Raw genomic sequence first — 26,340 nt, 5'->3', positions numbered from 1 at the left:
CATCGAGCCCCCATGCCTGCCCAGCCGCTCTGGAAAACCTACCTGCTGTTCCTGGCCCCCATGGTCCTGTCCAATTTCCTCCAGTCGATGTCCGGTACGCTCAACAGCATCTACATCGGCCAGATGCTCGGTACCCAGGCTTTGGCGGCGGTGTCGGGGATGTTTCCCATCGTGTTTTTCTTCATCGCCCTGGTGATTGGTCTGGGCGCGGGGGCGGGCGTCTTGATCGGGCAGGCCTATGGCGCCGGCGAGACCGGAACGGTGAAGGCGATCGCCGGCTCGACGTTGCTGTTGGGGGCGATCATCGGGTTGGTGGCCGCGGTGTTGGGCAGCGTCTTTGCTCGCGAGGCCCTGCAAGGGCTCGGCACGCCCGACGATGTGCTCGAAGATGCCATTTCTTACGCGCGGGTGATGATGTGGATCCTGCCGATGCTACTGGTGTTCGTGCTCTTCACCCAGCTGCTGCGCGGTGTGAGTGATACCGTCTCGCCGCTGCTGGCGTTGCTGGTATCCACCAGCGTCGGGATGCTGCTGACGCCGGTGCTGATCCGTGGCTGGCTGGGATTGCCACAGATGGGTATCCAGAGCGCGGCGTGGGCGGGATTGGTGGGCACCGCATCGGCCATGGCCATGCTGGCGTGGCGCCTCAACCGGCGGGCGCATGCCTTGGCGCCGGACCGCGCGCTGTTCGCCGCGATGCGCCTGGACCGGGATATTCTCGCCAAGGTGCTGCGCATCGGCTTGCCGACAGGGTTGCAGATGGTGGTGATTTCGTTGTCGGAGCTGGTCGTCCTGGCGTTGGTCAATCACCACGGCTCCCAGGCCACGGCCGCCTACGGCGCGGTGACGCAGATCGTCAATTACGTGCAGTTTCCGGCGCTGTCGATCGCCATTACCGCCTCGATCCTCGGCGCCCAGGCCATTGGCGCCGGACACCTGGAACGCCTCGGGCCGATCCTGCGCACGGGGCTGTTGATCAACGTCTGGCTGACCGGTGGCCTGGTGCTGCTGGGGTATCTGTTGTCCCACTGGCTGCTGGGGCTGTTCATCACCGACCCGGCGGCGCGGGTCCAGGCCGAGCACCTGTTGCACATCATGCTCTGGAGCCTGCTGGTGTTCGGCTTCCAGGCCATCATCGGCGGCATCATGCGCGCCAGCGGCACGGTGCTGGTGCCGGTGGCGATCTCGATCTTCTGCATCATCGGCGTGCAAGTGCCGGCGGCCTACCTGCTGGACGCGCACTTCGGCCTGCAAGGGGTGTGGATGGCGTTTCCGGTGGCTTACCTGAGCATGCTGATTTTGCAGGCGGTGTACTACAAACGGGTCTGGCAGCATCAGCGGATCGAGCGGTTGGTGTAATCGCCCGCCACTTAGCCCCTGTGGGAGCGAGCTTGCTCGCGATAGCGTCGGCACATTCAGCATCGATGCAGGCTGATCCACCGCCATCGCGAGCAAGCTCGCTCCCACAGGTTCGGGGCACGACGATGTTACAGTGGCCGTCATCCACCCTTCATCATTGAGGATCCGATGCCTGTCAGTCTCCCCACCCCCATCGCCTACCGCGCCTTCCTCTTCGACATGGACGGCACGCTGCTCAATTCTGTCGCCGCCACCGAGCGGATCTGGACGCGCTGGGCCATGCGTCATGGCCTGGACGTGGCGACATTCCTGCCGACCATCCATGGCGTGCGCGCTGTCGACACCGTCGCCCGCCAGAACCTGCCGGGCGTGGATGCCCAGGCCGAGGCCGCGCAGCTCACCGTCGAAGAAATCGAGGACGTGGAGGGCGTGGTCGAGGTGCCCGGTGCGCTGGCGTTTCTCAAAAGCCTGCCGCCGACGCAATGGGCAATCGTCACCTCGGCGCCCATGGCCTTGGCTTTGCGCCGCATGGAAGCAGCCGGGATTGTGCGTCCGGCGGTGATGGTGACTGCCGAAGACGTGAACGCCGGCAAGCCAAACCCCGATTGCTATCTACTCGCGGCGCAGCGCTTGCAAGTGAAACCGCAGGAATGCCTGGTGTTCGAGGATGCCGAAGCCGGTATCAAGGCCGGCGAGGCGGCGGGCGCGGACGTGGTGGTGGTGACGGCCACGCACACGCATCCGGTGGTGACGTTGCACTCGCAGATTGAGGATTACCGTGGGCTGAGCGCCACGGTGGAGGGCGGATTAATGCACCTTCCAAACCACCGCTAAACTCCTGTGGGAGCGAGCTTGCTCCGGGCGGCGATCCGACGATAGCGTTCGTTCAACCAGCACTGATGCTGGATGGACCACCGCCATCGCGAGCAAGCTCGCTCCCACATTGGATCTGCGGTGATTCGATCAGGTCAGGTCACCACGCGATAGCACGGCACATACGCCGCGCCGCCCGGCAGTTTCATCCGGTGCTGGGCGACGAAGGCCTGCAGCAGGCGATCAAGCGGTTCCATGATGGCGGAGTCGCCGTGGATCTCGTACGGGCCGTGTTCCTCGATCAGGCGGATGCCCTTGTCCTTGACGTTACCGGCGACGATTCCGGAGAACGCCCGGCGCAGGTTGGCGGCCAGTTCGTGGGGCGGCAGGTCGCGGCTCAGGCCGAGGCTGGCCATGTTGGCGTGGGTCGGGTCGAACGGGCGCTGGAAACCTTCGTCGATCTTCAGCAGCCAGTTGAAGTGGAACGCGTCGTTGCGCTCGCGGCGGAACTGCTTCACTTCTTTCAGGCCTTGGGTCATCTGCCGCGCCACTTCAGCCGGATCGTCGATGATGATCTGGTAGTGCTTCTGCGCGGCTTCGCCCAGGGTCGCGCCGACAAACGCGTGCAACTGGTCCAGGTACGGCGCGGCGCTTTTCGGTCCGGTGAGCACGACCGGGAAGGGCAGGTCCTGGTTGGCCGGGTGCATGAGGATCCCCAGCAGGTAGAGGAACTCTTCCGCCGTACCGGCGCCGCCCGGGAAGATGATGATGCCGTGGCCGACGCGCACGAAGGCTTCCAGGCGCTTCTCGATGTCCGGCAGGATTACCAGCTCGTTGACGATCGGGTTCGGCGCCTCGGCGGCGATGATGCCCGGCTCCGTCAGGCCCAGGTAACGCCCGCCATGGATACGCTGCTTGGCGTGGGCAATGGTCGCGCCTTTCATCGGGCCTTTCATCACGCCGGGGCCGCAGCCGGTGCAGATGTCCAGGCTGCGCAGGCCGAGTTCATGGCCGACTTTCTTGGTGTATTTGTATTCTTCGGTGTTGATCGAATGACCGCCCCAGCACACGACGATTTTCGGTTCCACGCCGGGGCGCAGGGTGCGGGCGTTGCGCAGCAGGTGGAAAACGTAGTCACTGATGCCCTGGGATGAGCTCAGGTCGATGCGCTGGCTGTCCAGTTCGTTCTCGGTGTAGACGATGTCGCGCAGGGCGCTGAAGAGCATTTCCCGGGTGCTGGCGATCATCTCGCCGTCGACGAACGCATCGGCCGGCGCGTTCAGCAGCTCCAGGCGCACGCCCCGGTCCTGCTGGTGAATGCGGATCTCGAAATCCTTGTAGGCTTCGAGGATGGTCTTGGCATTGTCGACATGGGCGCCGGTGTTGAGGATAGCCAGGGCGCACTGGCGGAAAAGATCGTAGATGCTGCCGGAACCGGCTTCGCTCAGTTGCTGGACTTCGCGCTGGGACAAGGTCTCCAGGCTGCCCTTGGGGCTTACCGAGGCGTTGATTACATGTCTTTGAGTCATTCAGCTTTCCTTGAAAACGATGCCGCGCGCACGACGGCGGCATCTTTGAAAAAACGTCCACGCAGGAAGATCGCACGATCCTTGCGGTATCGCCATGGACTTTGATCCGGGTCCTTCGGGTCGGTGCAACACAAATGAGCCCCAGCATAGCCAAATCGACCGGGGAGGCGATAATGCGCGAGTCTTTTCACGCCACACAAGGAAAATGCGACGCGATGTTCGAGATCAAACCGTGGGACGCCGTGACCTACCGGCAGCAGACCCGCCGCAGCACGCTCATCCTCGCCTTGGTATTCCTGGCCTTGGCGATGCTGCTATCGAGCCTGGCGGTGATGCTGTTCGGCACACCCGGGGGCGACAATTTTCGCTTCAACGTGGGCGGGGTTTTCGCCGCCGTGCTGCTGATGGCCGCGCTCATACGCGGGTATTTCTGGCAACAGCCGTGGATGGCCGCGGCGGTGTACGGCTGGCAGCTCAAGCGCAGCCTGATGAGCGTTACCAACGTGATGCACCAGGTGAAGGCTGGGGTGCAGGCCCAGGATCCGGCGGCGATGAAGCTGCTGCGCTTCTATCACTTGGGCCTGGCCCAGATGCACCTGCTGGATGCCAACTCCAGCGACCAGGCCTCGTTGAATCGCGAGGCCGATGAACATCTGCAGAACATGCAGGCGCGCGGTCTGGACCCCGAGCAGTCGCGCCTTGACCCGGCCTGGATCGATACCGTGAAACAGGCCTATAAGGCCCGCGATTAGCGGCCGCTCGTCGGTTGCTCAGGTGAAAAATCAAACCCTGGCGATCGGGCGCCTTTCTCATGAACAGTCATGAAAGGGAGAGTCGAGATGCCTGGAAAAATCACTCATGGAACCTGGGCCATGCTTTGCGTGGCAACGGTGGGGTTGGCAGGCTGCGCGGGCGGTAACAGCCATTCACCGGTGGACGCGCCAGGAGCCGCGAAGAGCCCGACCACCGCGACGCTGGAAGCCGGGGCGGGGCTCATGCAGAACAAACCCCCGTTGCAAGCGCTGGACACCTACCTGGATGGCTTCCATTTCTACAACGGGCGGATGTCCGGGCAAATGGAAGCGCATCACTACTGCACGGCACTGAACGAAGAAGTGTTCCAGTGCGCCATCTTCGATGCCAACACCGCGAACGCCAAGCTCATGGGCGTGGAGTACATCATCAGCAAGCGCTTGTTCGAGGGCTTGCCGGCCAGCGAAAAACAGTTGTGGCACAGCCATGTGCATGAGGTGAAGTCCGGGCAACTGATCGCGCCAGGGATTCCCGAGGTGGCGGAAACCCGTTTGATGAAAAACCTTGTCAGCACCTACGGCAAGACCTGGCACACCTGGCACACCGAACAGGGCAACGCGCTGCCTTACGGTGTTCCGCAACTGATGATGGGCTTTACCGCCGACGGCCAGATCGACCCGCAGTTGGTGCGTGAGCGCGACAGCCGGATGGGCATCTCCAGCGAAGAGAAAAAACGCGCCCGCGCGGCAATCGAAGCGCCGACAATCGATCCCGGTGCGGATGCCTGGCAGAAGGGGCAGGTGTGGCAGATTAAGGACCCGACGGGGCATGCTCATTAAACGCGAATTTGCCGAATATGCTTTTTTGTGGTGAGGGGATTTATCCCCGTTGGACCGCGAAGAGGTCCCCAGGCTATTACTCCGATGAGTAACTATGAGGGGATATGAGGGCTGCTGCGCAGCCCAGCGGGGATAAATCCCCTCGCCACAAGGTGCTGTGTTTAATAATTAAGCAGGGGATCGAGTTTGCCTGAAGCTTTGAGAGGGGGGCTATATCTAGCAGTCAAGGCTGTTTGAAGTGCCCCGGAACATCATGTTCCGTTTCGTTTGGCTTGGTTCTTTTCTGAACTTGGACGTCACTGATCCTGACGCTTTTCAATTCGGTGAAGGTCACTCTCAAGAGTGCCTCGGCTTCTTCGGTGCTCAGGGTCTCGGTGTCAGCCGCCAGCACCCGGTTATCGGGCTGGCCGTCGGCAATGAAACTGACAATGAATCGGTCCTGGCTCATGCATGACCTCGACAGGTTTAAGCGCCAGGGCGCAGCAATGCTACGCCCCAACGGTTTTTCCGGGTTACGATTTTCTGCCGCCGCCATGGCTGCGTTCGCCACCTTTCTTACCGGCTTCAGAGGCTTTTTCCCGGTCGTTGGCAAAGTTTCCGCCGGAAGCATGTCCGCCTTTCTTGCCGGCTTCGGATGCTTTCTCTCGGTCGTTTGCGAAGTTACCTGGGTTTTTGTTTCCGCTATTAGCCATTTCGAGAATCCTCATTTTGGTTAAGCGAGTAAAACGTGCCTCGCAGTACTGTGAAAGAAATCTGCGGATGGAAGTTTAAAAAAAACGTTTCGCTGGCGACGAACGGTATCAACTAAAGAATTAACGCCTGGGTAACTTATACAGCCGTCTCGCTTGAACTTGTACAGCATCGATTTAATCAATAAGGCAAGCGGCGGCAAATTGTATTTATTCATCATCGAAGGTGTGATTCAGTCCTCGCCGCCGCTGACTTTCCAATGTTTCGCCTCGGGCGCAAACACCACTTGTTCCACCCGGTGTGCAATGCCGAAAGCCAACGAATTTTCCGCCGGTATCACTCGCTCCTCGGCGCACAGGCATTTGAAGATATCCAGTTGCGTGGCGGCGCCGGCGGTTTCCTTGACGTAGATTTCCACGTACCGCGCCACGTCGTTGTCCAGGCTCGAGAGGTATTCACGCAAGCGCGAGTGATCCACCGATTTCTGGCCGAAATACCAATTCATCGGGTGTATCAGGAAGCGTGAATGTGGGGTGGTGGTGCGGTCGCTGGCGGCCAGGTACATGACGATGCCCATCGACTCGATGTTGCCGGCATTCACCGCGCGCACGGGCACCGGAAGGGATTTGATAAAGGTATAGAGGGTGAAACCGAAATTGGTGCTGCCGCCGACAGTAGAGAGGTTGAGCATCAGCGAGTCGGCGCCTTTTTCAATGGCTTCCAGGCAATTGTCCCGGAAGCGCTCGGTGGTTCCCTGGTCGATCTGGCAATGGAAATGGACGATGTGTTCGGACATCTGAAACTCCTCTCGACTTCACGCGTTGACGAGTCTGCGGATCAGCGGCTCTGTACAGTTGGGAGTCCGCCGGCTGTCGGATGTTCCACTTCCGTCATGCGCTTGTTCAGGTCCGGCAATCAGCGGCCGCTTCGCTTAGCAGGCTTCGACGGCTTGGGCCATGCGCTGCAGGAACATCGTCAGCGCGGCTTCTTGCGCACTGAGTCCTTTGCGTACGCGAGGCTTGGGCAGTTCGCTCAGGATGCCGCCCATGAAGCCTTCCAGCACGGCGGGGTGGATGTAGCATTTGCGACAGACGGCGGGCGTATTGCCCAACTGCCGGGCAACCTGCCTGACCATTTCGGCAACGTGTCGCTTGGCTTCGGTCTCGGTTTCCCACTGCAATGTGCGCAGTCCGTCCAGCGCCGCCGCGCTGCCTGCCCAGGTGCGGTAGTCCTTGGCCGTGAAATCGGCGCCGGTGAGTGTCTTGAGGTAGGCGTTGATGTCCGAAGACGTGACGGCGTGGCGCTCGCCGTGTTCGTCCAGGTACTGGAACAGGTTCTGCCCGGGAATTTCCTGGCAGCGCTTGATGATCCGTGCCAGGCGTCGGTCCTTCACGGTGATCTGGTGTTCAACGCCGCTCTTGCCACGGAACTGGAAAGCGATGGCGCTGCCGTTGACCGCGACATGCTTGTTGCGCAGCGTGGTCAGGCCGTAGGAACGGTTGTCCCGGGCGTATTGGCTATTGCCGACGCGGATCAGCGTGACGTCGAGCAAAGTGATGACCGTTGCCAGGACTTTATCGCGGCTGAAACCGGGCGTGGCTAGGATTTCCTCGAGGCGTTTGCGCAGTCGCGGCAGGGTGCGGCCGAATTCGAGCATGCGTGAGTACTTGTCTGCATCGCGCACTTCGCGCCAGCGCGAATGGTAGCGGTACTGCTTGCGTCCTCGGGCGTCGCGTCCGGTGGCCTGGAGGTGGCCGCGCGGGTCGGTGCAGATCCACACATCGGTGTAGGCCGGCGGAACGGCCAGGGCGTTGATCCGCTGGATTTCGGCGGGGTCGGTAATGCGCTGGCCCGACGGGTGGAAGTAGCAGAACTTGCCCCGCAGCTTCCGGCGGGTGATGCCCGGGGCGGTGTCGTCGACGTAATGCAGATCAGCCGGGAGTGCATCGGGCGGCAGGGTGTCGGGCATGTTTGATCCTTGGCGATGAATTCGAATGGCCTGTGAATTCATTGACCGCCGCCCGTTGCGGTCGTGCCGAGTTTCTTATGTCGGCAACAGTCCAGTCCCCTGTGGGAGCGAGCTTGCTCGCGATAGCGGTTTGTCTGACACGGGAATGTTGGATGTACCGGCCCCATCGCGAGCAGGCTCGCTCCCACAGGGGTTGTGTTGATAGTGCTACGCCAACACCGCCACCGCCTTGATCTGCGCCCACAACATCTGCCCCGGATGCAGCTTCAACTGATCCCGGGAATACCGGGTAATCCGCGCCAGCAACGGCGTGCCAGCGGCCTCCAGCCGGATCAGTACATGAGCCGCGTTGTCGCCCGCCAGTTCGCTGACGACCGTCACCGGCAGGCGATTGAGAATGCTGGTCTGTGCATCGTTCGCCAGGCTCAGGCTGACATCCCGCGCCTGTACCTTGAAGCGCAACGGCCGGCCGACAGCCATCGGCTGATGGGCGACACGCACCTGGAGCTGGCTGTCGGGCAACGTCAGGGTAAGTAGCTGGTATTGCGGGTCATGGGCGCTGACGTTGCCCTGGATCACCACGCCCGCGTCATCGCCCTGGGCCAGTGGCAGGTCGAGCCGCGCCAGGGTTTCGGCGATCGGCCCGCTGGCCAGGGCGCGCCCGGCATCGAGCAGCACGATGTGATCAGCCAGGCGCGCGACTTCGTCCTGGGAATGGCTGACGTACAGCACCGGGATGTCCAGTTCATCGTGGAGTCGTTGCAGGTAAGGCAGGATTTCGTTTTTGCGCCGCGTATCGAGGGCCGCCAGTGGCTCGTCCATCAGCAGCAGTCGCGGGCTGGTCAGCAAGGCGCGGGCAATGCCGACGCGCTGGCGTTCGCCGCCGGAGAGGTTATGGGGTTGCCTGTCGAGGAGGTGACCGATGCCGAGCAGTTCCGTCGCGTGGTTCATGTCCACGCGCCGTTGCGCCGGTGCTACGCGCTTGAGGCCGAACGCCAGATTGTCGCGCACCGACAGGTGGTCAAACAGGCTCGCCTCCTGGAAAACATAGCCCAGCGCGCGCTGATGAGGTGGTACGAATACGCCGCGCTCACTGTCTTGCCAGACTTCGCCATTGACCTCGATGAAGCCCTGGGAGGGTCGCTCCAGGCCGGCGATGCAGCGCAGGCAAGTGGTCTTGCCAGAGCCGGATTCGCCGTACAGCGCCGTCACCCCACGGCCAGGCAATTGCACGTCCAGGTCGAGGAAAAAGTCGCCGTGGTCGAGTTGAAATCTTGCCTGGATCATCGCTCAGCTCCAGCCGGCACGGGTGCGGCGGCTGGAGTACAGCGCCAGCAGCACCAGGAAGGAAAACCCCAGCATCGCCGCCGCCAGCCAATGGGCCTGGGCATATTCGAGGGCTTCGACATGGTCGTAGATCTGCACCGACACCACCCGGGTCTTTTCCGGGATGTTGCCGCCGATCATCAGCACCACGCCGAATTCACCGACCGTGTGGGCGAAACCGAGAATCGCCGCGGTGATGAAACCGGGTCGGGCCAAGGGCAGGATAACGTGGAAAAAAGTATCCCATGGACCCGCTCGCAGCGTGGCGGCGACTTCCAGTGGACGATTGCCGATGGCGGAAAACGCGTTCTGCAAGGGCTGGACAACAAACGGCATGGAATAGATCACCGAGCCGATCACCAACCCGGTAAAGCTGAAGGTGAGGGTGCCCAGGCCGAGAGCCTGGGTGAACTGGCCGATCCAGCCGTTCGGACCCAGCGCCAGCAACAGATAAAAGCCGATCACGGTGGGCGGCAACACCAGCGGCAGGGCCACCACCGCGCCCACCGGCCCGCGCAGCCAGGATCGGGTGCGCGACAGCCACAGGGCGATGGGCGTGCCGATGAGCAGCAGGATCACCGTGGTCAGCGACGCCAGTTTCAGCGTCAACCAGATGGCCGCGTAATCGGCGCCGGTCAGCGGCATCAGCGTTGATAACCGAAGGACTGGATGATGGCGGCGGCTTGCGGGCCCTTGAGGTATTCCATCAAGGCCAGGGCGGCAGGGTTGTCCCGGCCTTTAGCGAGAATCACCGCGTCCTGTTTGATCGGAGCATGCAGCTCGGCCGGGACGATCCATGCCGAACCGCTTGCCAGCTTGCCGTCCTTGTACACCTGGGACAGGGCGACGAAGCCCAGTTCGGCGTTGCCGGTGGAAACGAACTGATAGGCCTGGGTGATGTTCTGGCCTTCGACGAGCTTGTTCTTCACCGGCGCGGACAGCCCGAGTTTTTCCAGGACTTGGGTCGCGGCCAGGCCATACGGCGCGGTTTTGGGGTTGGCGATGGACAGGTGCGTGAATGCATTGTCGCGCAGGACCTGGCCCTGGTTGTCGACGTAGTTGTCCTTGGCCGACCACAGCGCCAACGTGCCGATGGCGTAGGTGAAGCGCGAGCCCTTGACGGTAGCGCCTTCGCTTTCGAGCCTGGCCGGGGTGGTGTCGTCGGCGGCGAGGAAGACTTCGAAGGGCGCACCATTCTGGATCTGCGTATAAAACTGCCCGGTCGCGCCATAGGCGGCTATCAGCTTGTGGCCGGTGTCTTTTTCGAAATCGGCGGCGATGGCCTGTATCGGCGCAGTGAAGTTGGCAGCGACGGCTACCTGCACCTCGTCGGCTTGAGCGGCACTGACACAAAAGCAGGTAGCCAGCAGCAGCCGGGCGAAAGGGTTCGAGCGCATGGGCAGGGTTCCGTGGGGATGGGTTCGCTATATAGCAGAATATATAGCGAATGCTTGGGAAACGGAACGCGGTATTTTGTCGGGTTTGGCGGTGATACGACTGGCCTCATCGCGAGCAAGCTCGCTCCCACAGGTTTTCAAGGCGTCGCAAGATCGTTATTCAACCCACATCCCCTGTGGGAGCGAGCTTGCTCGCGATAGCGTCCTTGAAAGCGCCGCAGACGCTCAGTCGACGAAGTCAGCCCTTGAACCGCGCCAGCGCTTCTTCGGCCAAGCGCCGGGTCAGTTCGCCGCTCGGCAGCTCACGCCCCAGGGGAAACGCCTGGCCGGCCCAGAGGTTGGCGAAATCTGCTTCGTCTTTCGCCCGCAGCGGCATCAAGGCGCCGCCCGCCAGGGGGAAAGCCGGCGCGAGCGGGCTCATCGGGCCGACCTCGCGCATCACCCGGTTGACGATGCCCCGGGCCGGGCGGCCGGTGAACAGGTTGGTGACGGCGGTCTGGCTTTCCCTGGCCGTGCGCAGCGCCCGGTGGTGGGAAGGTGTGACCTTGGCTTCCGGCGTGAACAGATAAGCGCTGCCCAACTGCACCGCCGACGCGCCCAGGGCAAACGCCGCGACAATCCCGCGCGCGTCGCCGATCCCGCCGGTGGCGATCACCGGCACCTTCACCGCATCCACCACTTGCGGCAGCAGGGCGAACAGACCCACCTGGGTGTTGAGGTCCTCGCTCAGGAACATCCCGCGATGACCGCCGGCCTCATAGCCCATGGCGATGATCGCGTCGCAGCCGTGCTGTTCGAGCCAGATGGCTTCTTCGACGGTGGTGGCCGAGGAGAGGATCTTCGCGCCGGTGGCCTTGACCCGATCCAGCAAGGTTTTTTCCGGCAGGCCGAAGTGGAAGCTGACCACCTTGGGCCGCAGTTCCTCGAGCACGCGGCAGGCCGCATCATCGAACGGGGTGCGATTGGACACCGGCGTCGGCGCTTCGAAGTCGGCGCCCAGTTCTTCGTAATAAGGCTTGAGCCGCTGTTTCCAGGCCTCGGCCCGTTGTTCATCGAACGCCGGTGGCTGGTGCGAGAAAAAATTCACGTTGAACGGTTTGTCGGTCTGTTCGCTGATGGTCGTCAGCGCCTGGCGCAGTTGCTCCACGTCGAGCATCGCCGCCGGCATCGAGCCCAGCCCGCCGGCATTGCAGGTGGCGACTACCATGGCCGGACCGGTTACGCCGGCCAGAGGCCCCTGGATGATGGGCAGCTCGATGCCGAGCAGGTCGAGAATGCGGGTGTCTGGCCACTGACTCATGTTCGGGTGTCTCCGACGGCAGAAGGAAAGCGTGTTTTTAGCAGGTGTCGCCCGGCCAGGGCCAGTCGAGTTTTTCAATCGATGCCCGGGTTTGATCCGAGCGACGGGATGGGTACCATGCGGGCTTACCCCATCAAGGAGCTCGATCCATGGACGTGAAACTCAAGATCGTCGAACCCTTCACCGTCGCCGGTTTGCAGGTGCGCACCCGCAATGCCGACGAGCAGCGAGGCGACACGGCAAAGATCGGCCCGATGTGGCAGCAGTTCTTCACCGAAGGGCTGTTCGAAAACGTTCCGGCCCGGCAGTCCGAGTCGTTCGTCTATGGGGTGTATTCCGATTACGAGTCCGATGCCACCGGCTACTTCAACGTGACGGCCGGTGTGCAGGTCGATGCCACGAGCGCAGGTTACCCCGCCGTGGACGTCGAGGGCGGGGATTACCTGGTGTTTTCGGCCAAGGGGCCGATGCCCGATTGCGTGATCCAGGCCAGGGGCCTGATCTGGGCGTACTTCGCCGATAACCCGCGAACCGTGCGCCGGTTCACCACCGATTTCGAGGTCTACAACGCGCCCGACTCGGTGGCGATCTATATCGGCGTTCAGTCTGCCGACGAACGTTCCAGCGCCAGCAGCTGACGCTTGCGCTCGACGCCCCAGCGATAGCCCGAGAGGTTGCCGTCGCTGCGCACCACCCGGTGGCAGGGGATCGCCACGGCGAGGCTGTTGGCACCGCAGGCCTGGGCCACGGCGCGAACGGCTTTGGGCAGGCCGATGCGCTGGGCGATCTCGGCGTAGCTGGCGGTGCTGCCCGGCGGAATCTCCCGCAGGGCCTGCCAGACCCGTTCCTGAAAGGCCGTGCCGCGCAGGTCCAGCGGCAGGTCGAGGCCCAGGGCCGGCGCTTCGATGAACCCCACGACCTGGGCAATCAACTGCTCGAATTCCCGGTCGGCGCCGATGAGGTTGGCGCGCCGGAATTTGTCCTGCAGGTCGCGCACCAGTGCGTCCGGATCATCCCCCAGCAGAATCGCGCACACGCCACGGTCGCTTTGCGCCACCAGGATCGCCCCCAGGGAGCACTGGCCGACGGCGAAGCGAATGTCGGTGTTCTGCCCGGCGGCGCGGTAGTCGGCCGGTTTCATGCCGAGGACTTTGTCGGCGGCTTCATAGAAGCGGCTGTTGGAATTGAAACCGGCGTCATACAGCGCCTCGGTTACCGTCCCGGCTTCGGCCAGGCGTTCGCGCACTTTGCGCGAGCGGTGGGCGGCGGCGTAGGCCCTGGGCGTCAGGCCGGTGACAGACTTGAAAACGCGATGGAAATGAAAAGGGCTCAAACCCGCGCTCAGCGCCAGTTCATTCAGGCCTGGCAGTTCCTCGGCGGCCTCGATCTGCCGGCAGGCGGCCGCGACCCGGGCGGCCTGTTGCGCGGCGATCTGGGTCTGGTCCCTGGCCAGGCGTTTGCTGGGGCGATAGCCGGCCGCCTGGGCCTGTTCCGGCGTGTCGAAGAATTCGACGTTACGCGGGTTGGGCAAGCGCGACAGGCTGCTGGGGTGGCAGTAGATACCGGTGGTTTTCACGCCATAGACAAATTGCCCGTCGGCACGCGGGTCCCGGGCAAGCACGGCGGCCCAGCGGGGATCCTGTTCAGAGGCGAGAGTGTTTGAAGTGCTGTTCATGGTCGTTATTCCATTGGCCCGTTTTGCCTACAGTAGCGAGCCATCCAGGTGGCGACACTCCGGGTCTTGCGGTTGAATTCTGCGCTGTTATCCGGCCATGCGGAACGTCAGATTGATCCGCTGGGCACCCAGCGTCGGATGCTCTCCCGGCTTGAGTGGCAGCACGCCGTGGTAACGCAAGCGATCCACACCGCCCCAGACCACGATGTCGCCGTGGAACAGCGCAATGCGCTGGCTTTTGTCGCTGCGCTCGAACCCGCCGAACTGGAACATCGCCGGCAGGCCCAGGGAGAGCGAGACGACGGGGGCCGTCAGGGAGCGTTCGTTCTTGTCCTGGTGCAGCGACATTCGGGCGCCGGGCACGTAGCGGTTGATCAGGCAGGCATCGGGCTCGAAATGTTCGAACCCCGCTTGCCGGGCGGCGTTATGGGCCAGGTCGCGAAACAGCTGTGGCATGTCGGGCCAGGGCTGGCCGGTCTGCGGATCGTGGGCCGTGTAGCGATAGCCGCTGCGGTCGGTGGTCCAGCCGAGCGCGCCGCAACTGGTCAAGGCCACCGACATGGTAAAGCCGCCGGGCGTGACCATCTGCCGGAATGGCGCCGCCTGCAAGACGCTTTCCAGCGCCGGCAGCACGCGGTCGAGCCAGGGCAGGGCAAACCCGCGTAATACGAAGGATTGCTGGCCGATCTGTTCGACCTCGCCGGGCGTGGTGGGCGGTTGGTCGGCGAACAGATCCAGGGTGATGGGCGTGTGGTCATTGCGCATCATGAAAAATGATCCCAAGTGTATGCCGGCGGCCGCTGTGCAAGCGGCTGACGCCATGGCGCAGGTTCACTCGATAATAACCGCGAACGCCGTTGACGGGTCGCTGGTGTACGGCGAACACCACGGCGTCGCCCTGTTTCAGATCGATGACTTGTGGTCGTGACTGCATGCGCGGGCGCTGTTCGGTGAGGACAAATTCGCCGCCGGCAAAGTCCTCGCCCGGTTCCGCCAGCAGGATCGCCACCTGCAACGGGAATACGTGCTCGCCGTACAGGTCCTGATGCAGGCAATTGTAGTCCTGCGGGCCATATTGCAGCAGCAGCGGCGTAGGGCGTTGTTGGCCGGCGTCGTGGCAGCGCCGGATGAAATCGGCGTGCTGCTCGGGATAGCGCACTGGCAGGCCCATGCAATCGTTCCAGCGGTTGGCCAGCGGCACCAGCCGCGGATACAGCGATTGACGTAGTTGCTGGACAACCTTGGGCAGCGGATAAGCAAAGTACTGGTACTCGCCCCGTCCGAATCCATGACGGGCCATCACCACGCGGGAACGAAACAGCCCCGGGTCGCTGTACAAGCCTCGCAGCTGCAGGCACAGCGCTGCCGGCAGCAGCTTGCGAATGATCGCGCAGCCGTCCTGGTCGAGGTCTTGTTCCAGGGCGGGCCAGTCGAGGTCGGCGATGGGGCGGGGCAGGGAGGACTCAGAGGGCATGATTGCAATCCTGAATGGGAGGACTGCCCAGTCTGAGCACTACTGCGTCGCCCGCACCCCGATTCTTGCGGTGTGATCAGCTTTCTGTGGCGAGGGAGCTTGCTCCCGCTGGGTGGCGCAGCCGCCCCAATCAGGCAGATGAAGCCATTATGATGTACCGCGTCAATGCGTTTTACGACTGCTGCGCAGCCGAGCGGGAGCAAGCTCCCTCGCCACGAAAGGCATTTTGTACCGCCGTTCAGAGGGCCTTGCTGACCTTGAGGTCGCTGATCACATCATCGCTCTCGCCATGCAGCTTCTTCAGCTCTGCCAGGGCTTCTTCCTCGGTGCCATTTTGCAACTGCGCGAACTCGAAGCGGCGTTCGCCGTTGAGCTTGTACTTGATGACGTATTTGGTCGTCTGGGCCACGGTTATTCCTGTCTTCGTCTGGGACGCTGCTCAGCTCAGTTTCGAGCTGGAGCGCCGGATGATCTTGATCTTGTGGGTCAGGGTCGGCTTGCGGGTAACGCTGATGGCGCGACGGTTGACGGTGTCGATGGTGATGTTCCAGAAGCCTGTGCTCGGTGCGGTGATCCTGGCCGGGAACGTGTCGAACGCGCCGCCATGGTACGTGTGCCGGCCACCGTTCTTGAAGCTGCGGAAATTGGCGTCGTTCATCAAACGGATGTTGCACATTTGGGAGCATTCGATGACGACGATATCGTCCTCGTTGAGGTGCTCACGCTGGTGGATGAATTTCAAGGGTGCCTCCAGAAGGGCATTTCTTGCCGGGTCAGGACAGAAGATGAAGCAAATAATGGCGCGCAGTTTATCAGCACCACGGGTTAATATCCGACCCCTGTCCCAGGCTGGGCTGATTTATTACCGGCCACTGGGTAAAAAAGCGCAGCGCAGGGGAGAAAAGCAGTGTTTATGCTGTCGGAGGGTCTTTATCGGAGGAATCGTATGAAGCGCAGCGTGTGGGTATGGGCCTTGGCCCTGAGTGGATGTGCGTCGGTATCGGACATCAACCAGACACCGCCCACCATGAGCGTCATCTCCGGAAAGAAGCCCCATGAATACGCCCGGTGTGTTGCCGACAAGCTGCTCGAGAGCCGTGGCCCGCTGCAAATGGAGCCGCATAAAAACGGTGTTCGGGTGATCGTTCCCGGCAAGCTGTCGGCGCTGCCGGCGGCGGTGTTCGACATCGACGAGCGCTCCAGCGGCAGCAGCATCAAGCTGCATGAAAGCATGTCCAACGTGCCCGTGCGCCCAGGGGATGTACAGGACGCGGCCAACGCCTGCATTTCCGGTTGAGCGTGGTCTCGGCCTGACGGATCGCCAGGCATCGGTTAAACTGCCACCCTCGATACAAGAATGCCGCCACGGTCGCCGTTGGCGGCATTGTCATTTATGGAGCCCCGGTCAATGAAACGCGAACAGGTGCGCGAGCGCCATGCAGAAGGCCTGATCTGCGCCACCCATGTGATCCAGAACCCTGGGAGCCCGGGCGAGTGGATCGTGTTCTTCAAGAAAAGCGCCGGGCGCAGTTTTTTTCTGGTGGACGACCAGGACGAAGTTGAATCCTTCTCCCGGCTCGACGACCTGATCGAGACCTTGCGGGGCCTGGGGATCAAGTTCGCCGAGATTCACATCTAGTTTATTTGCCCACTTTTATTTGCCCACTTTTATTTGCACACCACGACGACACTGCGGCTGCTGAAGTTGCCCACGTCGACCCCCAGGGTCTTTTCGCTTTCCTTGGCTTGTGGTGTGCCGTCGGTGCCGACGATGCGATAACCCGTGCCGGCGCAGGACGCATCGGCTTTTTCGTAGCAGGTCGCCCAGGAATTGGCTTCGCCCGAGCAGTCGATGGCCAGGCCTTGTTCACCGTTGGCCAGGTAGGTTTTTTCCGCCGAGGCACAGCCCGCCAGGGCCAGGACTGTAAACAGCGCCAGAAGTGTTTTCATGGGATCGTCATCGAGAGGGGGGAGGAATGGCGCGAGATTATAGCGAATGGCCATTCCGGTACAGCTAAACCACAGTTCCCATCAAGGCAATGATGGGATGGCCCGACTATTTCTTGCGGCGAGTATTGCGTGCCGGAGCCTTTTCGCGCTCCCGGGGCGCCGGGGCAGAGCGTTCATCCTGGAATACCGCAGCGACTTCCAGCGCCATGGCCTTGCTGGGCAAGGGGCCGGCGACCTGTTCACCGTGGTAATTGGTAATCCACCACTGGCCGTCCTTGTCCTGGCTGACCGAGTAACCGTTTGCGTTTGGAGTTGCCGACATCTAATTGCCTCGTTGGCGTGATCAAGGCGGCCATGATACGTCAAAAGCTCGCAAACAGCGCCCATGGGCGTACAGTGAGACCGCTGGAACCATCGAAGCGAAAGGCGATTGAACTATCCGCCGGTTTATTTCTCTATGATGGCATCGGTTGGCCAGCGTGGGCATTGTAAGGTGCCTGCGGCCTGATTAGACTGCGCCGAAACTCGTACATACCGCCTTTTCAAGGACTTATATGATCAAGAAATGCTTGTTCCCAGCAGCCGGTTACGGTACTCGCTTCCTGCCAGCGACTAAAGCCATGCCCAAAGAAATGCTGCCGGTGGTGAACAAGCCACTGATCCAGTACGGTGTCGAAGAAGCCCTTGACGCAGGCCTGACGGAAATTTCCATCGTCACCGGCCGTGGCAAGCGCGCCCTGGAAGACCATTTCGACATCAGCTACGAGCTGGAAAACCAGATCAAGGGCACCGACAAGGAAAAATACCTGGTCGGCATCCGCAAGCTGCTGGACGAGTGCTCGTTCTCCTATACCCGCCAGACCGAAATGAAAGGCCTGGGCCACGCGATCCTGACCGGTCGCCCGCTGATCGGTGACGAACCGTTCGCCGTGGTGCTGGCGGATGACTTGTGCGTCAACCTCGAAGGCGACGGCGTACTGACCCAGATGGTCAAGCTGTACAAGCAGTTCCGCTGCTCCATCGTGGCGATCCAGGAAGTGGATCCTCAGGAAACCAACAAGTACGGTGTGATCGCCGGCGAGATGATCCGCGAAGACATCTACCGGGTTCACAGCATGGTCGAGAAGCCAAAGCCTGAAGACGCACCGTCGAACCTGGCGATCATCGGCCGCTACATCCTGACTCCGGACATCTTCGACCTGATCGAACAGACCGAGCCAGGCAAGGGCGGCGAAATCCAGATCACCGACGCGCTGATGAAACAAGCCCAGAACGGCTGCGTGATGGCCTACAAGTTCAAGGGCAAGCGTTTCGACTGCGGTGGCGCCGAAGGTTACATCGACGCGACCAACTTCTGCTTCGAGAACTTCTACAAGACCGGCAAGGCTTACTGATAGCCTGCACCGTGCCTTGAAAAAACGCCCCGACTGGTTCGGGGCGTTTTTTTGCCTGGATTTTCTGTACCACATAGAAAGAAACCTGTGGCGAGGGGATTTATCCCCGTCGGGCTGCGCAGCGGCCCCAAAGGTCCGAATGCGATCAGTCTGATACATAATGGACTCAAATTTCAGGGCCGCTGCGCAGCCCAGCGGGGATAAATCCCCTCGCCACAAGGATGAGCCAGTCTTGGCTAATCACGCTGCCACCGGTTGGCTTTTGCGCTTGCGCCCCCATAATCATTTCCATCGCTGCCCGATCGGGCTGCTCCATGCAGGAACAGCAGGTATGCTGACGGCCTGCCGAAGGAGATGAATGATGGCCTACGATTTTGACCTGTATGTGATTGGCGCCGGTTCCGGCGGTGTTCGAGCCGCACGGTTTGCCGCCGGTTTTGGAGCCAAGGTGGCCGTGGCGGAAAGCCGCTACCTGGGCGGCACCTGCGTGAACGTCGGCTGCGTGCCGAAAAAACTGCTGGTCTACGGCGCGCATTACGCCGAGGACTTCGAGCAAGCGTCGGCCTATGGCTGGACAGCGGGCGAGGCGAGTTTCGACTGGGCCACGCTGATCGCCAACAAGGATCGCGAGATCAATCGCCTCAACGGCATCTATCGCAACCTGCTGGTCAACAGCGGTGTCACTCTGCATGAAGGTCACGCGAAGATTACCGGCCCTCACGAAGTGGAAATCAACGGCCAGCGCCACACCGCACAGCACATCATGATCGCCACGGGCGGCTGGCCGGTGATCCCGGACATTCCGGGGCGCGAGCACGCCATCAGTTCCAACGAGGCGTTTTTTCTCAAATCGCTGCCCAAGCGCATGCTGGTGGTTGGTGGTGGCTATATCGCAGTGGAGTTCGCCGGGATTTTCCATGGCATGGGCGCGCAGACTTCCTTGCTGTATCGCGGCGACCTGTTCCTGCGCGGCTTCGACGGCGCGGTGCGCAAACACCTGGCCGAAGAGCTGCAACGCCGTGGCCTCGACCTGCAATTCAAGGCCGACATCCAGCGCATCGACAAGGAAGCCGACGGCAGCCTGAAGGTGACGCTCAAGGACGGTCGCACGCTGGTCACCGATTGCGTGTTCTACGCCACTGGCCGCCGCCCGATGCTGGACAACCTCGGCCTGGAGAACACCGGCGTCACGCTGGACGACAAGGGTTTTGTGCAGGTCAACGAAAAGTACGAGACCGCCGAGCCGTCGATCCTGGCGATTGGCGACGTGATCGGTCGCGTGCAGTTGACCCCCGTCGCACTGGCCGAAGGCATGGCAGTGGCGCGGCGCCTGTTCAAGCCCGAGCAATACCGTCTGGTGGATTACCGGATGATTCCCACAGCCGTGTTCAGCCTGCCAAACATCGGCACCGTTGGCCTGACTGAAGAGCAGGCCCGGGAGGAGGGCCATGAGGTGCAGATTTTCGAAAGCCGTTTCCGGCCGATGAAGCTGACTCTCACCGAGTGCCAGGAGCGCACGCTGATGAAGCTGGTGGTCGACGCCAGCTCCGACAAGGTGCTGGGTTGCCACATGGTCGGGCCGGACGCCGGGGAAATTGTCCAGGGCCTGGCGATCGCCCTCAAGGCCGGGGCCACCAAGCGCGACTTCGACGAGACCATTGGCGTGCACCCAACCGCCGCCGAAGAATTCGTCACCATGCGCACGCCAACCGCCTGATTGGCGCCTGCGAACCAAGGCTGTGATCCATCGGTCCAGCCTTGTGAACTGTTTGGCAACTGCCACGATCAACAAAGGGTCGCCTGTGGCAGGTCCACAGATTTCTTCTATCTATATAGATTCCTGATAGCCAAAACCAATCATTCGCATGAGCTTTGCCAATGAGCCAGCGGCGGCATGAGTGGCTAAGATTCACTTCATCAACTTCTCAACCCCTGACGGAGAGTCAACGATGCCTATCATCAACAGCCAAGTTAAACCGTTCAAAGCTACCGCTTTCAAAAACGGCGCATTCGTCGAAGTCTCGGACGCCGACCTGAAAGGCAAGTGGTCTGTCGTGTTCTTCTACCCGGCTGACTTCACCTTCGTTTGCCCAACCGAACTGGAAGACCTGGCCGACAACTACGCCGAGTTCCAGAAGCTGGGCGTCGAGATCTACAGCGTGTCGACCGACACTCACTTCGCCCACGCTGCCTGGCACAACACCTCGCCAGCCATCGGCAAGATCCAGTACACCATGATCGGCGACCCGACCCTGGCCATCTCCCGCAACTTCGACGTGCTGATCGAAGAAGCCGGTCTGGCGGATCGCGGTACTTTCGTGATCAACCCTGAAGGCCAGATCAAGATCGTTGAAATCAACGACGGCGGCGTAGGCCGTGACGCTTCCGAGCTGCTGCGCAAGATCAAGGCTGCTCAGTACGTTGCTGCCCACCCAGGCGAAGTCTGCCCAGCCAAGTGGAAAGAAGGCGAGGCCACTCTGGCTCCGTCCCTGGACCTGGTCGGCAAGATCTAAACCAGTGCGTTATCCGAGGGCGATTCGCTCTTAGCCAAGTAAGCCGCTTCGCCCCAAAAAACGCCCGGGCGAGATTCGCTCGGGCGTTGTTTTTTCTGAAATTCAAACATGGAAATCGCCCGTATGTTGGACGCCAATCTTAAAGCTCAGTTGAAGTCATACCTGGAACGGGTCACCCAGCCGATCGAGATCGTTGCATCCCTCGACGACGGTGCGAAATCCCAGGAAATGCTTGCATTACTCAAAGACGTTGCCAGTCTTTCCAACCAGATTACCTTGCTCGACAACGGTACTGATGCGCGCAAGCCATCGTTCTCGTTGAATCGCCCGGGAGCCGAGATCAGCCTGCGCTTCGCCGGCATTCCCATGGGGCACGAATTCACTTCGCTGGTGCTGGCCCTGCTGCAAGTCGGCGGCCACCCTTCGAAGGCCAGTGTCGAAGTGATCGAACAGATCCGCTCGCTCAAGGGCGAGTTCAACTTCGAGACGTATTTCTCGCTGTCATGCCAGAACTGCCCGGACGTGGTCCAGGCGTTGAACCTGATGGCGGTGCTGAACCCGAACATCCGTCACGTCGCCATCGACGGCGCGCTGTTCCAGGCCGAAGTCGACGAACGCCAGATCATGGCGGTGCCGAGCATCTACCTGAACGGCGTCAACTTCGGCCAGGGCCGCATGGGCCTGGAAGAAATCCTCGCCAAGATCGACACCAGCGGCATCGAGCGTCAGGCCGAGAAGATCAGCGCCAAGGATGCTTTTGATGTACTGGTGGTCGGCGGTGGCCCGGCCGGTGCTTCGGCAGCGATCTACGCCGCCCGTAAAGGCATCCGCACCGGTGTCGCGGCCGAGCGTTTCGGCGGCCAGGTGCTCGACACCATGGCGATCGAGAACTTCATCTCGGTCCAGGAAACCGAAGGCCCGAAACTGGCCGTCGCCCTGGAAGAGCACGTCAAACAGTACGACGTCGACATCATGAACCTGCAACGTGCCGACGCTTTGGTCGCTGGCAAAGACGGCGGGCTGCATGAGATCAAGTTCGCCAGCGGTGCGAGCCTCAAGGCCAGGACCGTGATCCTGGCGACCGGTGCCCGCTGGCGTGAAATGAACGTGCCGGGCGAGCAGCAATACCGCAACAAGGGCGTGGCGTACTGCCCGCACTGTGACGGTCCGCTGTTCAAAGGCAAGCGCGTAGCGGTGATCGGCGGCGGCAACTCCGGCGTCGAAGCGGCTATCGACCTCGCGGGTATCGTGGCTCATGTCACCTTGCTGGAGTTCGACGTGCAATTGCGTGCCGACGCGGTGTTGCAGCGCAAACTGCACAGTCTGCCGAACGTGACGGTGATCACCAACGCCCAGACCACCGAAGTGACGGGCGACGGCCAGAAGGTCAACGGTTTGCGCTACAAGGACCGTCCAAGCGGTGAAGTACGCGACGTGACGCTGGAAGGCATCTTCGTGCAGATCGGCCTGTTGCCAAACACCGATTGGCTCAAGGGCACCGTCGAACTGTCGCCGCGTGGCGAGATCATCGTCGATGCGCGCGGTGAAACCTCGATTCCGGGTGTGTTCGCCGCCGGTGACGTGACCACCGTGCCGTACAAGCAGATCGTGATCGCCGTGGGCGAGGGTGCCAAGGCTTCGTTGAGCGCCTTCGATCACCTGATCCGTACCTCCGCCCCGGCCTGACGCCAGCCGCTGGAAAAACAAAACCCCATGGGCCACGGCTCATGGGGTTTTTTTTGCATTACGCATAACCCTGTGGGAGCGAGCCTGCTCGCGAAAACGATGGTCCAGCCCACATCGATGTTTAATGTGCCGCAGTCATCGCGAGCAGCCTCGCTCCCACAAGGGCTCCACCATAAGGGGAAGGCCGTGAGGTCTACAGCGGCGCAGGCTGAATGATCTCGACCCAGTAGCCATCCGGGTCCTTGATGAACGCCAGGCTCTTCATGCGGCCATCGCTCAGGCGCTTCTGGAAGTCGCAGCCCAGCGCTTCGAAGCGCTCGCAGGCGGCAACGACGTCCGGCACCGAGATGCAGATGTGGCCGAAACCGCGCGGGTCGCTGTTGCCGTTGTGGTAGGCAAACGCCGGATCGTTTTCGGTGCCATGGTTATGCGTCAGTTCGAGGATGCCGGGGATCGACTTCATCCACTCGGTACGCGCCGCGGCGTCTGCCGGGATCTGGCTCTTGTCGACCAGTGCGAGGAAGTAAAGGCTGAATTCGGCTTCGGGAAAATCGCGTTTTTCCACCAGCGAGAAACCCAGTACACGGGTGTAGAAGTCGAGGGACTTGGTGATGTCCTTGACCCGCAGCATGGTGTGGTTGAAGACGAATCTGGCCGTGGCGGCGTCGGGCTGGGCAGTAACGCCTGGGAAAGTGTCGAGTTCGTGCAGGCTCATGGGCCCTCCGGAAAATAAGTGGGGCAAACGGCGTCGCAACCGGGCTGCGACGGTTCCTGGGCTTGCGTCAGATGGCTTCCTTGCAGGTGCGTCCATGATACGCAAGGCGCGCGCCATCGCCAAACCGCGTGTGGCTATTGCCTGGTGCTGCGGCGGGCTTCAGACTTTACGATTCGTCCTTGAGTGCAACGCAATGATTCGACCTTGTCTTACGCTGTTCATTCTCTTGTCAGCCGGCATTGCGAGTAGCGGTGCCCTTGCGCTCGAACCGCAGGTTGCGTGGCCATCGGGCTGGGTAGTCGAGTCGCTCCCCGCGCCAGCGTCCACACCGGCGAGTGCGCAGTCGATCAGTCGTGAACGCGCGACCAAGAACGATTCCGCGGGTAATGCGGTGATGGTGATGGAACTGACAACCACGCCGGTCGAACCCGATCATCAGGTCAACTTGCAAGGTGTGTTGCTGGAGATGCGAAAATCCGTTCAGAAGGATTTTTTCCAGGGCGGTTATCAAAGCGTCTGCAATAAGATTCATTCTTCCCTGTTGGGCGGGACTGCAGCGCTGGAAACCACTTGCACGATCACGCAGAACGGCAGACACGTGTTGTCTCAAACACTTGTTGCTGCGCTAAAAGAGGGCAGGGCGTATGTGCTGTCCTACGCCGGCCAGGCCCAGGTATTTGTTGAAAGCCAGGAGGAAGTTCAGTCTGTAAGAAATAGCCTGAAATTCTAATGCGTCTAATACTCAAGGCTTGATACTGAAGTTGTCCGGCACAAAAAAGCCCTGAACCAGTCAGGGCTTCTCGATAATGCCGATGGTCAACCGCGCAACCAGGAATCAACGGTTTGAGCCCCGTATTGTTCCTTCCACGCTTTCAGGCCGCGGTGGTTGCCGCCCTTGGTTTCGATCAGCTCGCCGGAGTGCGGGTTCTGGTACACCTTGACCACGCGGGCGCGGCGGGTCTTGGTTGGCTTGACCGCCTGCGGGCCGGCCTTGGACGGCTTCGGATCAAGAATGGCGACGATGTCGCGCAAGCTCTTGCCGTAGGTTTTCATCAGCCCCAGGAGCTTTTCTTCAAATTCGATCTCTTTTTTCAGCCCGGCGTCATTCTTCAGAGATTCCAGCTGTTTGAGCTGCTCCTGAAGGGCCCTTTCGGCTGCACGGAATTCAGCGAGTCTGGACAATATCGTTACTCCAATCAAAATGTCTGGCTGATACAAACCGCCAACAAAGCATTAAGCCAAGCGCTTTGTAGCGACTCGATGATAATGACTTCCTGCTCTCTGGCACAGGCAAAAAAATTGTAGTAGTTAATTCAGAAAGTGTAAATCGTAACTTTTTCGTTATGTAACAGGAACAATTGTTCCAACGCGCTTGGTGTGTATCGGTCAATCGAACGGTGTCGTGGGCGGGCTTTTAGCGGCGATCAGCGCAGCACTGAACTCTTGGCCACTAATAGGCCGGCCAAACAGATAGCCTTGTAGAAAGTTGACGTTGTGAGCCGTCAGGTAATCGCTTTGCTCAACGGTTTCGACGCCCTCTGCGACGATCTCCAACTGCAGTTTTCCCGACAACTCGATGATGCTGTCCAGGATATGGCGTGACAGCGCATCGGCGCCGATCATCGCGACAAAGCTTTGATCGATTTTCAGAAAGTCGACGTTGAACTGCTGCAAGTACCCCAGGCTGGAGTGGCCGGTGCCGAAATCGTCGATGGCGATCTTGACGCCCAGATCGTGCAGCAACTCGAACAATTGGTGGGTCACCGGGCTCGGTTCGATCAGCTCGCGCTCGGTCAGTTCCAGCACCAGCGTGACGACGCCCGGTGGGAACGCGGCCAGGAACTCGCGGCAATCCTCCAGCAGCGCCAGGTCCTTGCAGTGGCGGGCGGTGATGTTGATACCGACATGGAACGGCGCCTCCAGCAGGGGCGCGAGCGGCGCCAGCAATTGCCTGGTCTGCTGCATCAGTGCCTGGGTCATCGGCACGATCAGCCCGCTGTGTTCGGCGAGCGGGATAAACAGGTCCGGACGCACCAGGCCTTCCTTGGGGTGGTTCCAGCGCATCAGCACCTCAACCCCGGCCCAACGCTTGTCATCGCCGCGCACCACCGGTTGCAGATACGGCACAAACTCCCCGGCCTCGAGGGCGCGCAGCAGTTCATGGCTGGGGGAGGAGGCGCGTTTCTGTGTCCAATGGGCGAGCAGCGCCGCGATGGCGCCGAAGACAATCAGCAGGCTGAACAGCGGTGGATATTCCCGAGCCATGTAGCGCCAGGTTTCCCCTTCATCGAAGCCGGCTTCGACGCTGAAGGCGTAGCGTGACGAGGCCAACTCGTTGCGAGCTACCTTCTGGGCAGGCGGCGGGGTTTGCCGGACCTTGCCGTCCGCCGCCAGCCAGCTCGGTCCTACTTGCAGCAACAAACGCGTCTCGCCGCCAATCAGGCGCAGGACATTGGCCAGGTGGTAACCGTCCAGGGTCGCCAGTGCCCCTTGCCGGCCCTCGTTGAGCCGGTAGATCAGCAATGCCGTGTCGGGCGTGACCGGGTTGCCGTCCATCAGCCAGAGAGAGCCCTGGTGGTAATTGTGCGGGTTGACCGGCTCCTCGAATTCGCCGAACAGCGAGCTGCAGTACAGCGTGTCGTCCCATATCAGGTTGGTCGAACGGACGAAGGGCCGGCGGGTCACCTGGTCACGCAGGGCCAGTTTTACCGCTTCGCAAGGTTGACCGGCCAGGGGCAGCAGTGCGCGCGCCGCCAGCGCGGTATTGTCGAGCATCAGCTCGACTTGCCGGACCAGCTCTCCCGCGGTCTGGCGGGCCTGCTGTTGCAATGTCCGTTCGGCCTGGATATGGAGAATGCCCACTCCCGAGAGCACCGGCAGCACCCCGCAGAGCAGGGTGATCAGGTTGCGACGGGACCGCTTGCGTATCTGTGTGGCGGACAATGGCATCGGTACGAC

The 26,340-nt window shown here is 61.3% G+C and carries 31 protein-coding genes; 12 read left to right on the top strand and 19 right to left on the bottom strand.

Annotation, left to right across the window (positions count from 1 at the left end):
* Positions 1-12: 12 nt before the first annotated feature.
* Entirely contained in the window at positions 13-1,359 is a 1,347-nt protein-coding gene (locus J3P84_RS16630) for an MATE family efflux transporter (protein ID WP_434568917.1), read from the top strand.
* Between the two features lie 168 nt (positions 1,360-1,527).
* Positions 1,528-2,193, top strand: coding sequence for an HAD family hydrolase (locus J3P84_RS16625; RefSeq protein ID WP_434624500.1), 666 nt, complete (start codon positions 1,528-1,530; stop codon positions 2,191-2,193).
* A 134-nt stretch (positions 2,194-2,327) separates the two neighbouring features.
* Here the strand turns inward: J3P84_RS16625 and ppnN are convergent, their stop codons facing one another.
* A complete protein-coding gene (gene ppnN, locus J3P84_RS16620) occupies positions 2,328-3,701 on the bottom strand; it encodes a nucleotide 5'-monophosphate nucleosidase PpnN (protein ID WP_305495382.1) in 1,374 nt (457 codons plus the stop codon).
* Between the two features lie 215 nt (positions 3,702-3,916).
* Here ppnN and J3P84_RS16615 point away from each other — a divergent pair, with 215 nt between their 5' ends.
* Both J3P84_RS16615 and J3P84_RS16610 read left to right on the top strand, forming a co-directional pair.
* Positions 3,917-4,453 carry a DUF3087 family protein gene (locus J3P84_RS16615; protein WP_434624498.1) on the top strand — a complete coding sequence of 179 codons (537 nt, stop codon included), beginning with the start codon at positions 3,917-3,919 and terminating at the stop codon, positions 4,451-4,453.
* Positions 4,454-4,540: 87 nt separating this feature from the next.
* Positions 4,541-5,293 (top strand): OBAP family protein, encoded by a 753-nt coding sequence (locus J3P84_RS16610; RefSeq protein ID WP_434624496.1) that lies wholly within the window; start codon positions 4,541-4,543, stop codon positions 5,291-5,293.
* A 223-nt stretch (positions 5,294-5,516) separates the two neighbouring features.
* Here the strand turns inward: J3P84_RS16610 and J3P84_RS16605 are convergent, their stop codons facing one another.
* The 8 genes from J3P84_RS16605 to J3P84_RS16570 form a co-directional block, all read right to left on the bottom strand.
* Positions 5,517-5,828: a hypothetical protein gene (locus J3P84_RS16605; RefSeq protein WP_434624494.1), complete on the bottom strand. Its 312-nt coding sequence runs from the start codon at positions 5,826-5,828 to the stop codon at positions 5,517-5,519.
* A complete protein-coding gene (locus J3P84_RS16600; protein WP_186614672.1) occupies positions 5,806-5,985 on the bottom strand; it encodes a general stress protein in 180 nt (59 codons plus the stop codon). The genes J3P84_RS16605 and J3P84_RS16600 overlap by 23 nt, the downstream gene beginning before the upstream one ends.
* Before the next feature lie 230 nt (positions 5,986-6,215).
* Positions 6,216-6,779, bottom strand: coding sequence for an ATP-dependent Clp protease proteolytic subunit (locus J3P84_RS16595; RefSeq protein ID WP_039592957.1), 564 nt, complete (start codon positions 6,777-6,779; stop codon positions 6,216-6,218).
* A gap of 135 nt (positions 6,780-6,914) precedes the next feature.
* A complete protein-coding gene (locus J3P84_RS16590) occupies positions 6,915-7,952 on the bottom strand; it encodes a DNA topoisomerase IB (RefSeq protein ID WP_434624491.1) in 1,038 nt (345 codons plus the stop codon).
* Positions 7,953-8,159: 207 nt separating this feature from the next.
* Positions 8,160-9,239, bottom strand: coding sequence for a molybdenum ABC transporter ATP-binding protein (gene modC, locus J3P84_RS16585; RefSeq protein ID WP_434624489.1), 1,080 nt, complete (start codon positions 9,237-9,239; stop codon positions 8,160-8,162).
* Positions 9,240-9,242: 3 nt separating this feature from the next.
* Positions 9,243-9,923, bottom strand: a complete 681-nt coding sequence (gene modB / locus J3P84_RS16580; RefSeq protein WP_434624487.1) for a molybdate ABC transporter permease subunit — start codon at positions 9,921-9,923, stop codon at positions 9,243-9,245.
* Complete coding sequence (gene modA, locus J3P84_RS16575) at positions 9,923-10,675, bottom strand: molybdate ABC transporter substrate-binding protein (RefSeq protein ID WP_434624485.1); 753 nt, start codon at positions 10,673-10,675, stop codon at positions 9,923-9,925. The genes modB and modA overlap by 1 nt, the downstream gene beginning before the upstream one ends.
* A 238-nt stretch (positions 10,676-10,913) precedes the next feature.
* The gene (locus J3P84_RS16570; protein WP_434624483.1) at positions 10,914-11,975 is read right to left on the bottom strand and encodes an NAD(P)H-dependent flavin oxidoreductase; all 1,062 of its coding nucleotides are present in this window, start codon (positions 11,973-11,975) and stop codon (positions 10,914-10,916) included.
* Positions 11,976-12,124: 149 nt separating this feature from the next.
* On the opposite strand from J3P84_RS16570, the gene J3P84_RS16565 reads away from it, so the two are divergent.
* Positions 12,125-12,613, top strand: coding sequence for a GyrI-like domain-containing protein (locus J3P84_RS16565; RefSeq protein ID WP_434624481.1), 489 nt, complete (start codon positions 12,125-12,127; stop codon positions 12,611-12,613).
* On the opposite strand, the gene ada is transcribed toward J3P84_RS16565, so the two are convergent.
* The 5 genes from ada to J3P84_RS16540 form a co-directional block, all read right to left on the bottom strand.
* A complete protein-coding gene (ada, locus tag J3P84_RS16560; protein ID WP_434624479.1) occupies positions 12,577-13,650 on the bottom strand; it encodes a bifunctional DNA-binding transcriptional regulator/O6-methylguanine-DNA methyltransferase Ada in 1,074 nt (357 codons plus the stop codon). The genes J3P84_RS16565 and ada overlap by 37 nt on opposite strands.
* A gap of 87 nt (positions 13,651-13,737) precedes the next feature.
* Complete coding sequence (gene alkB, locus J3P84_RS16555) at positions 13,738-14,415, bottom strand: DNA oxidative demethylase AlkB (RefSeq protein ID WP_434631385.1); 678 nt, start codon at positions 14,413-14,415, stop codon at positions 13,738-13,740.
* Positions 14,405-15,124, bottom strand: a complete 720-nt coding sequence (locus J3P84_RS16550) for a 2OG-Fe(II) oxygenase (RefSeq protein WP_434624477.1) — start codon at positions 15,122-15,124, stop codon at positions 14,405-14,407. Before J3P84_RS16550 ends, alkB begins: the two co-directional genes overlap by 11 nt.
* 238 nt (positions 15,125-15,362) lie before the next feature.
* Positions 15,363-15,533, bottom strand: a complete 171-nt coding sequence (locus J3P84_RS16545) for a hypothetical protein (protein ID WP_305495364.1) — start codon at positions 15,531-15,533, stop codon at positions 15,363-15,365.
* A gap of 30 nt (positions 15,534-15,563) precedes the next feature.
* Positions 15,564-15,866, bottom strand: coding sequence for a DUF1883 domain-containing protein (locus J3P84_RS16540; RefSeq protein ID WP_003182962.1), 303 nt, complete (start codon positions 15,864-15,866; stop codon positions 15,564-15,566).
* 204 nt (positions 15,867-16,070) lie between these two features.
* On the opposite strand from J3P84_RS16540, the gene J3P84_RS16535 reads away from it, so the two are divergent.
* Positions 16,071-16,421, top strand: coding sequence for a hypothetical protein (locus J3P84_RS16535; RefSeq protein WP_434624475.1), 351 nt, complete (start codon positions 16,071-16,073; stop codon positions 16,419-16,421).
* 111 nt (positions 16,422-16,532) lie between these two features.
* The gene (locus tag J3P84_RS16530) at positions 16,533-16,763 is read left to right on the top strand and encodes a hypothetical protein (protein ID WP_305495360.1); all 231 of its coding nucleotides are present in this window, start codon (positions 16,533-16,535) and stop codon (positions 16,761-16,763) included.
* A 29-nt stretch (positions 16,764-16,792) separates the two neighbouring features.
* Here J3P84_RS16530 and J3P84_RS16525 read toward each other — a convergent pair whose 3' ends face one another.
* Together J3P84_RS16525 and J3P84_RS16520 are read right to left on the bottom strand one after the other, a co-directional pair.
* Positions 16,793-17,074 carry a hypothetical protein gene (locus J3P84_RS16525; RefSeq protein WP_305495358.1) on the bottom strand — a complete coding sequence of 94 codons (282 nt, stop codon included), beginning with the start codon at positions 17,072-17,074 and terminating at the stop codon, positions 16,793-16,795.
* 106 nt (positions 17,075-17,180) lie between these two features.
* Positions 17,181-17,396, bottom strand: coding sequence for a hypothetical protein (locus tag J3P84_RS16520; protein ID WP_434624472.1), 216 nt, complete (start codon positions 17,394-17,396; stop codon positions 17,181-17,183).
* Between the two features lie 232 nt (positions 17,397-17,628).
* On the opposite strand from J3P84_RS16520, the gene galU reads away from it, so the two are divergent.
* From galU to ahpF, 4 genes are all read left to right on the top strand, one after another.
* Entirely contained in the window at positions 17,629-18,468 is an 840-nt protein-coding gene (galU, locus tag J3P84_RS16515; protein ID WP_039592970.1) for a UTP--glucose-1-phosphate uridylyltransferase GalU, read from the top strand.
* 361 nt (positions 18,469-18,829) lie between these two features.
* Complete coding sequence (gene gorA, locus J3P84_RS16510; protein ID WP_434624470.1) at positions 18,830-20,185, top strand: glutathione-disulfide reductase; 1,356 nt, start codon at positions 18,830-18,832, stop codon at positions 20,183-20,185.
* 232 nt (positions 20,186-20,417) lie between these two features.
* Complete coding sequence (ahpC, locus tag J3P84_RS16505) at positions 20,418-20,981, top strand: alkyl hydroperoxide reductase subunit C (RefSeq protein WP_011061677.1); 564 nt, start codon at positions 20,418-20,420, stop codon at positions 20,979-20,981.
* 123 nt (positions 20,982-21,104) lie between these two features.
* The gene (gene ahpF, locus J3P84_RS16500) at positions 21,105-22,667 is read left to right on the top strand and encodes an alkyl hydroperoxide reductase subunit F (RefSeq protein WP_434624468.1); all 1,563 of its coding nucleotides are present in this window, start codon (positions 21,105-21,107) and stop codon (positions 22,665-22,667) included.
* Between the two features lie 193 nt (positions 22,668-22,860).
* On the opposite strand, the gene gloA is transcribed toward ahpF, so the two are convergent.
* Positions 22,861-23,382 carry a lactoylglutathione lyase gene (gene gloA, locus J3P84_RS16495; protein WP_434603941.1) on the bottom strand — a complete coding sequence of 174 codons (522 nt, stop codon included), beginning with the start codon at positions 23,380-23,382 and terminating at the stop codon, positions 22,861-22,863.
* A 193-nt stretch (positions 23,383-23,575) separates the two neighbouring features.
* Between gloA and J3P84_RS16490 the strand changes: the two genes are divergently transcribed.
* On the top strand, positions 23,576-24,112 hold the full coding sequence (locus J3P84_RS16490) for a DUF4946 domain-containing protein (protein WP_434631382.1): 537 nt from the start codon (positions 23,576-23,578) through the stop codon (positions 24,110-24,112).
* Positions 24,113-24,198: 86 nt separating this feature from the next.
* Here the strand turns inward: J3P84_RS16490 and J3P84_RS16485 are convergent, their stop codons facing one another.
* Together J3P84_RS16485 and J3P84_RS16480 are read right to left on the bottom strand one after the other, a co-directional pair.
* On the bottom strand, positions 24,199-24,564 hold the full coding sequence (locus J3P84_RS16485; protein ID WP_434631379.1) for a histone-like nucleoid-structuring protein, MvaT/MvaU family: 366 nt from the start codon (positions 24,562-24,564) through the stop codon (positions 24,199-24,201).
* A 204-nt stretch (positions 24,565-24,768) separates the two neighbouring features.
* Positions 24,769-26,331 (bottom strand): EAL domain-containing protein, encoded by a 1,563-nt coding sequence (locus J3P84_RS16480; RefSeq protein ID WP_434624466.1) that lies wholly within the window; start codon positions 26,329-26,331, stop codon positions 24,769-24,771.
* Positions 26,332-26,340: the final 9 nt, after the last annotated feature.

The organism is Pseudomonas sp. Z1-29, from assembly GCF_051131995.1.
Taxonomy (GTDB): Bacteria; Pseudomonadota; Gammaproteobacteria; order Pseudomonadales; family Pseudomonadaceae; genus Aquipseudomonas.
This window is presented reverse-complemented; position numbering and strand designations above follow the sequence as displayed.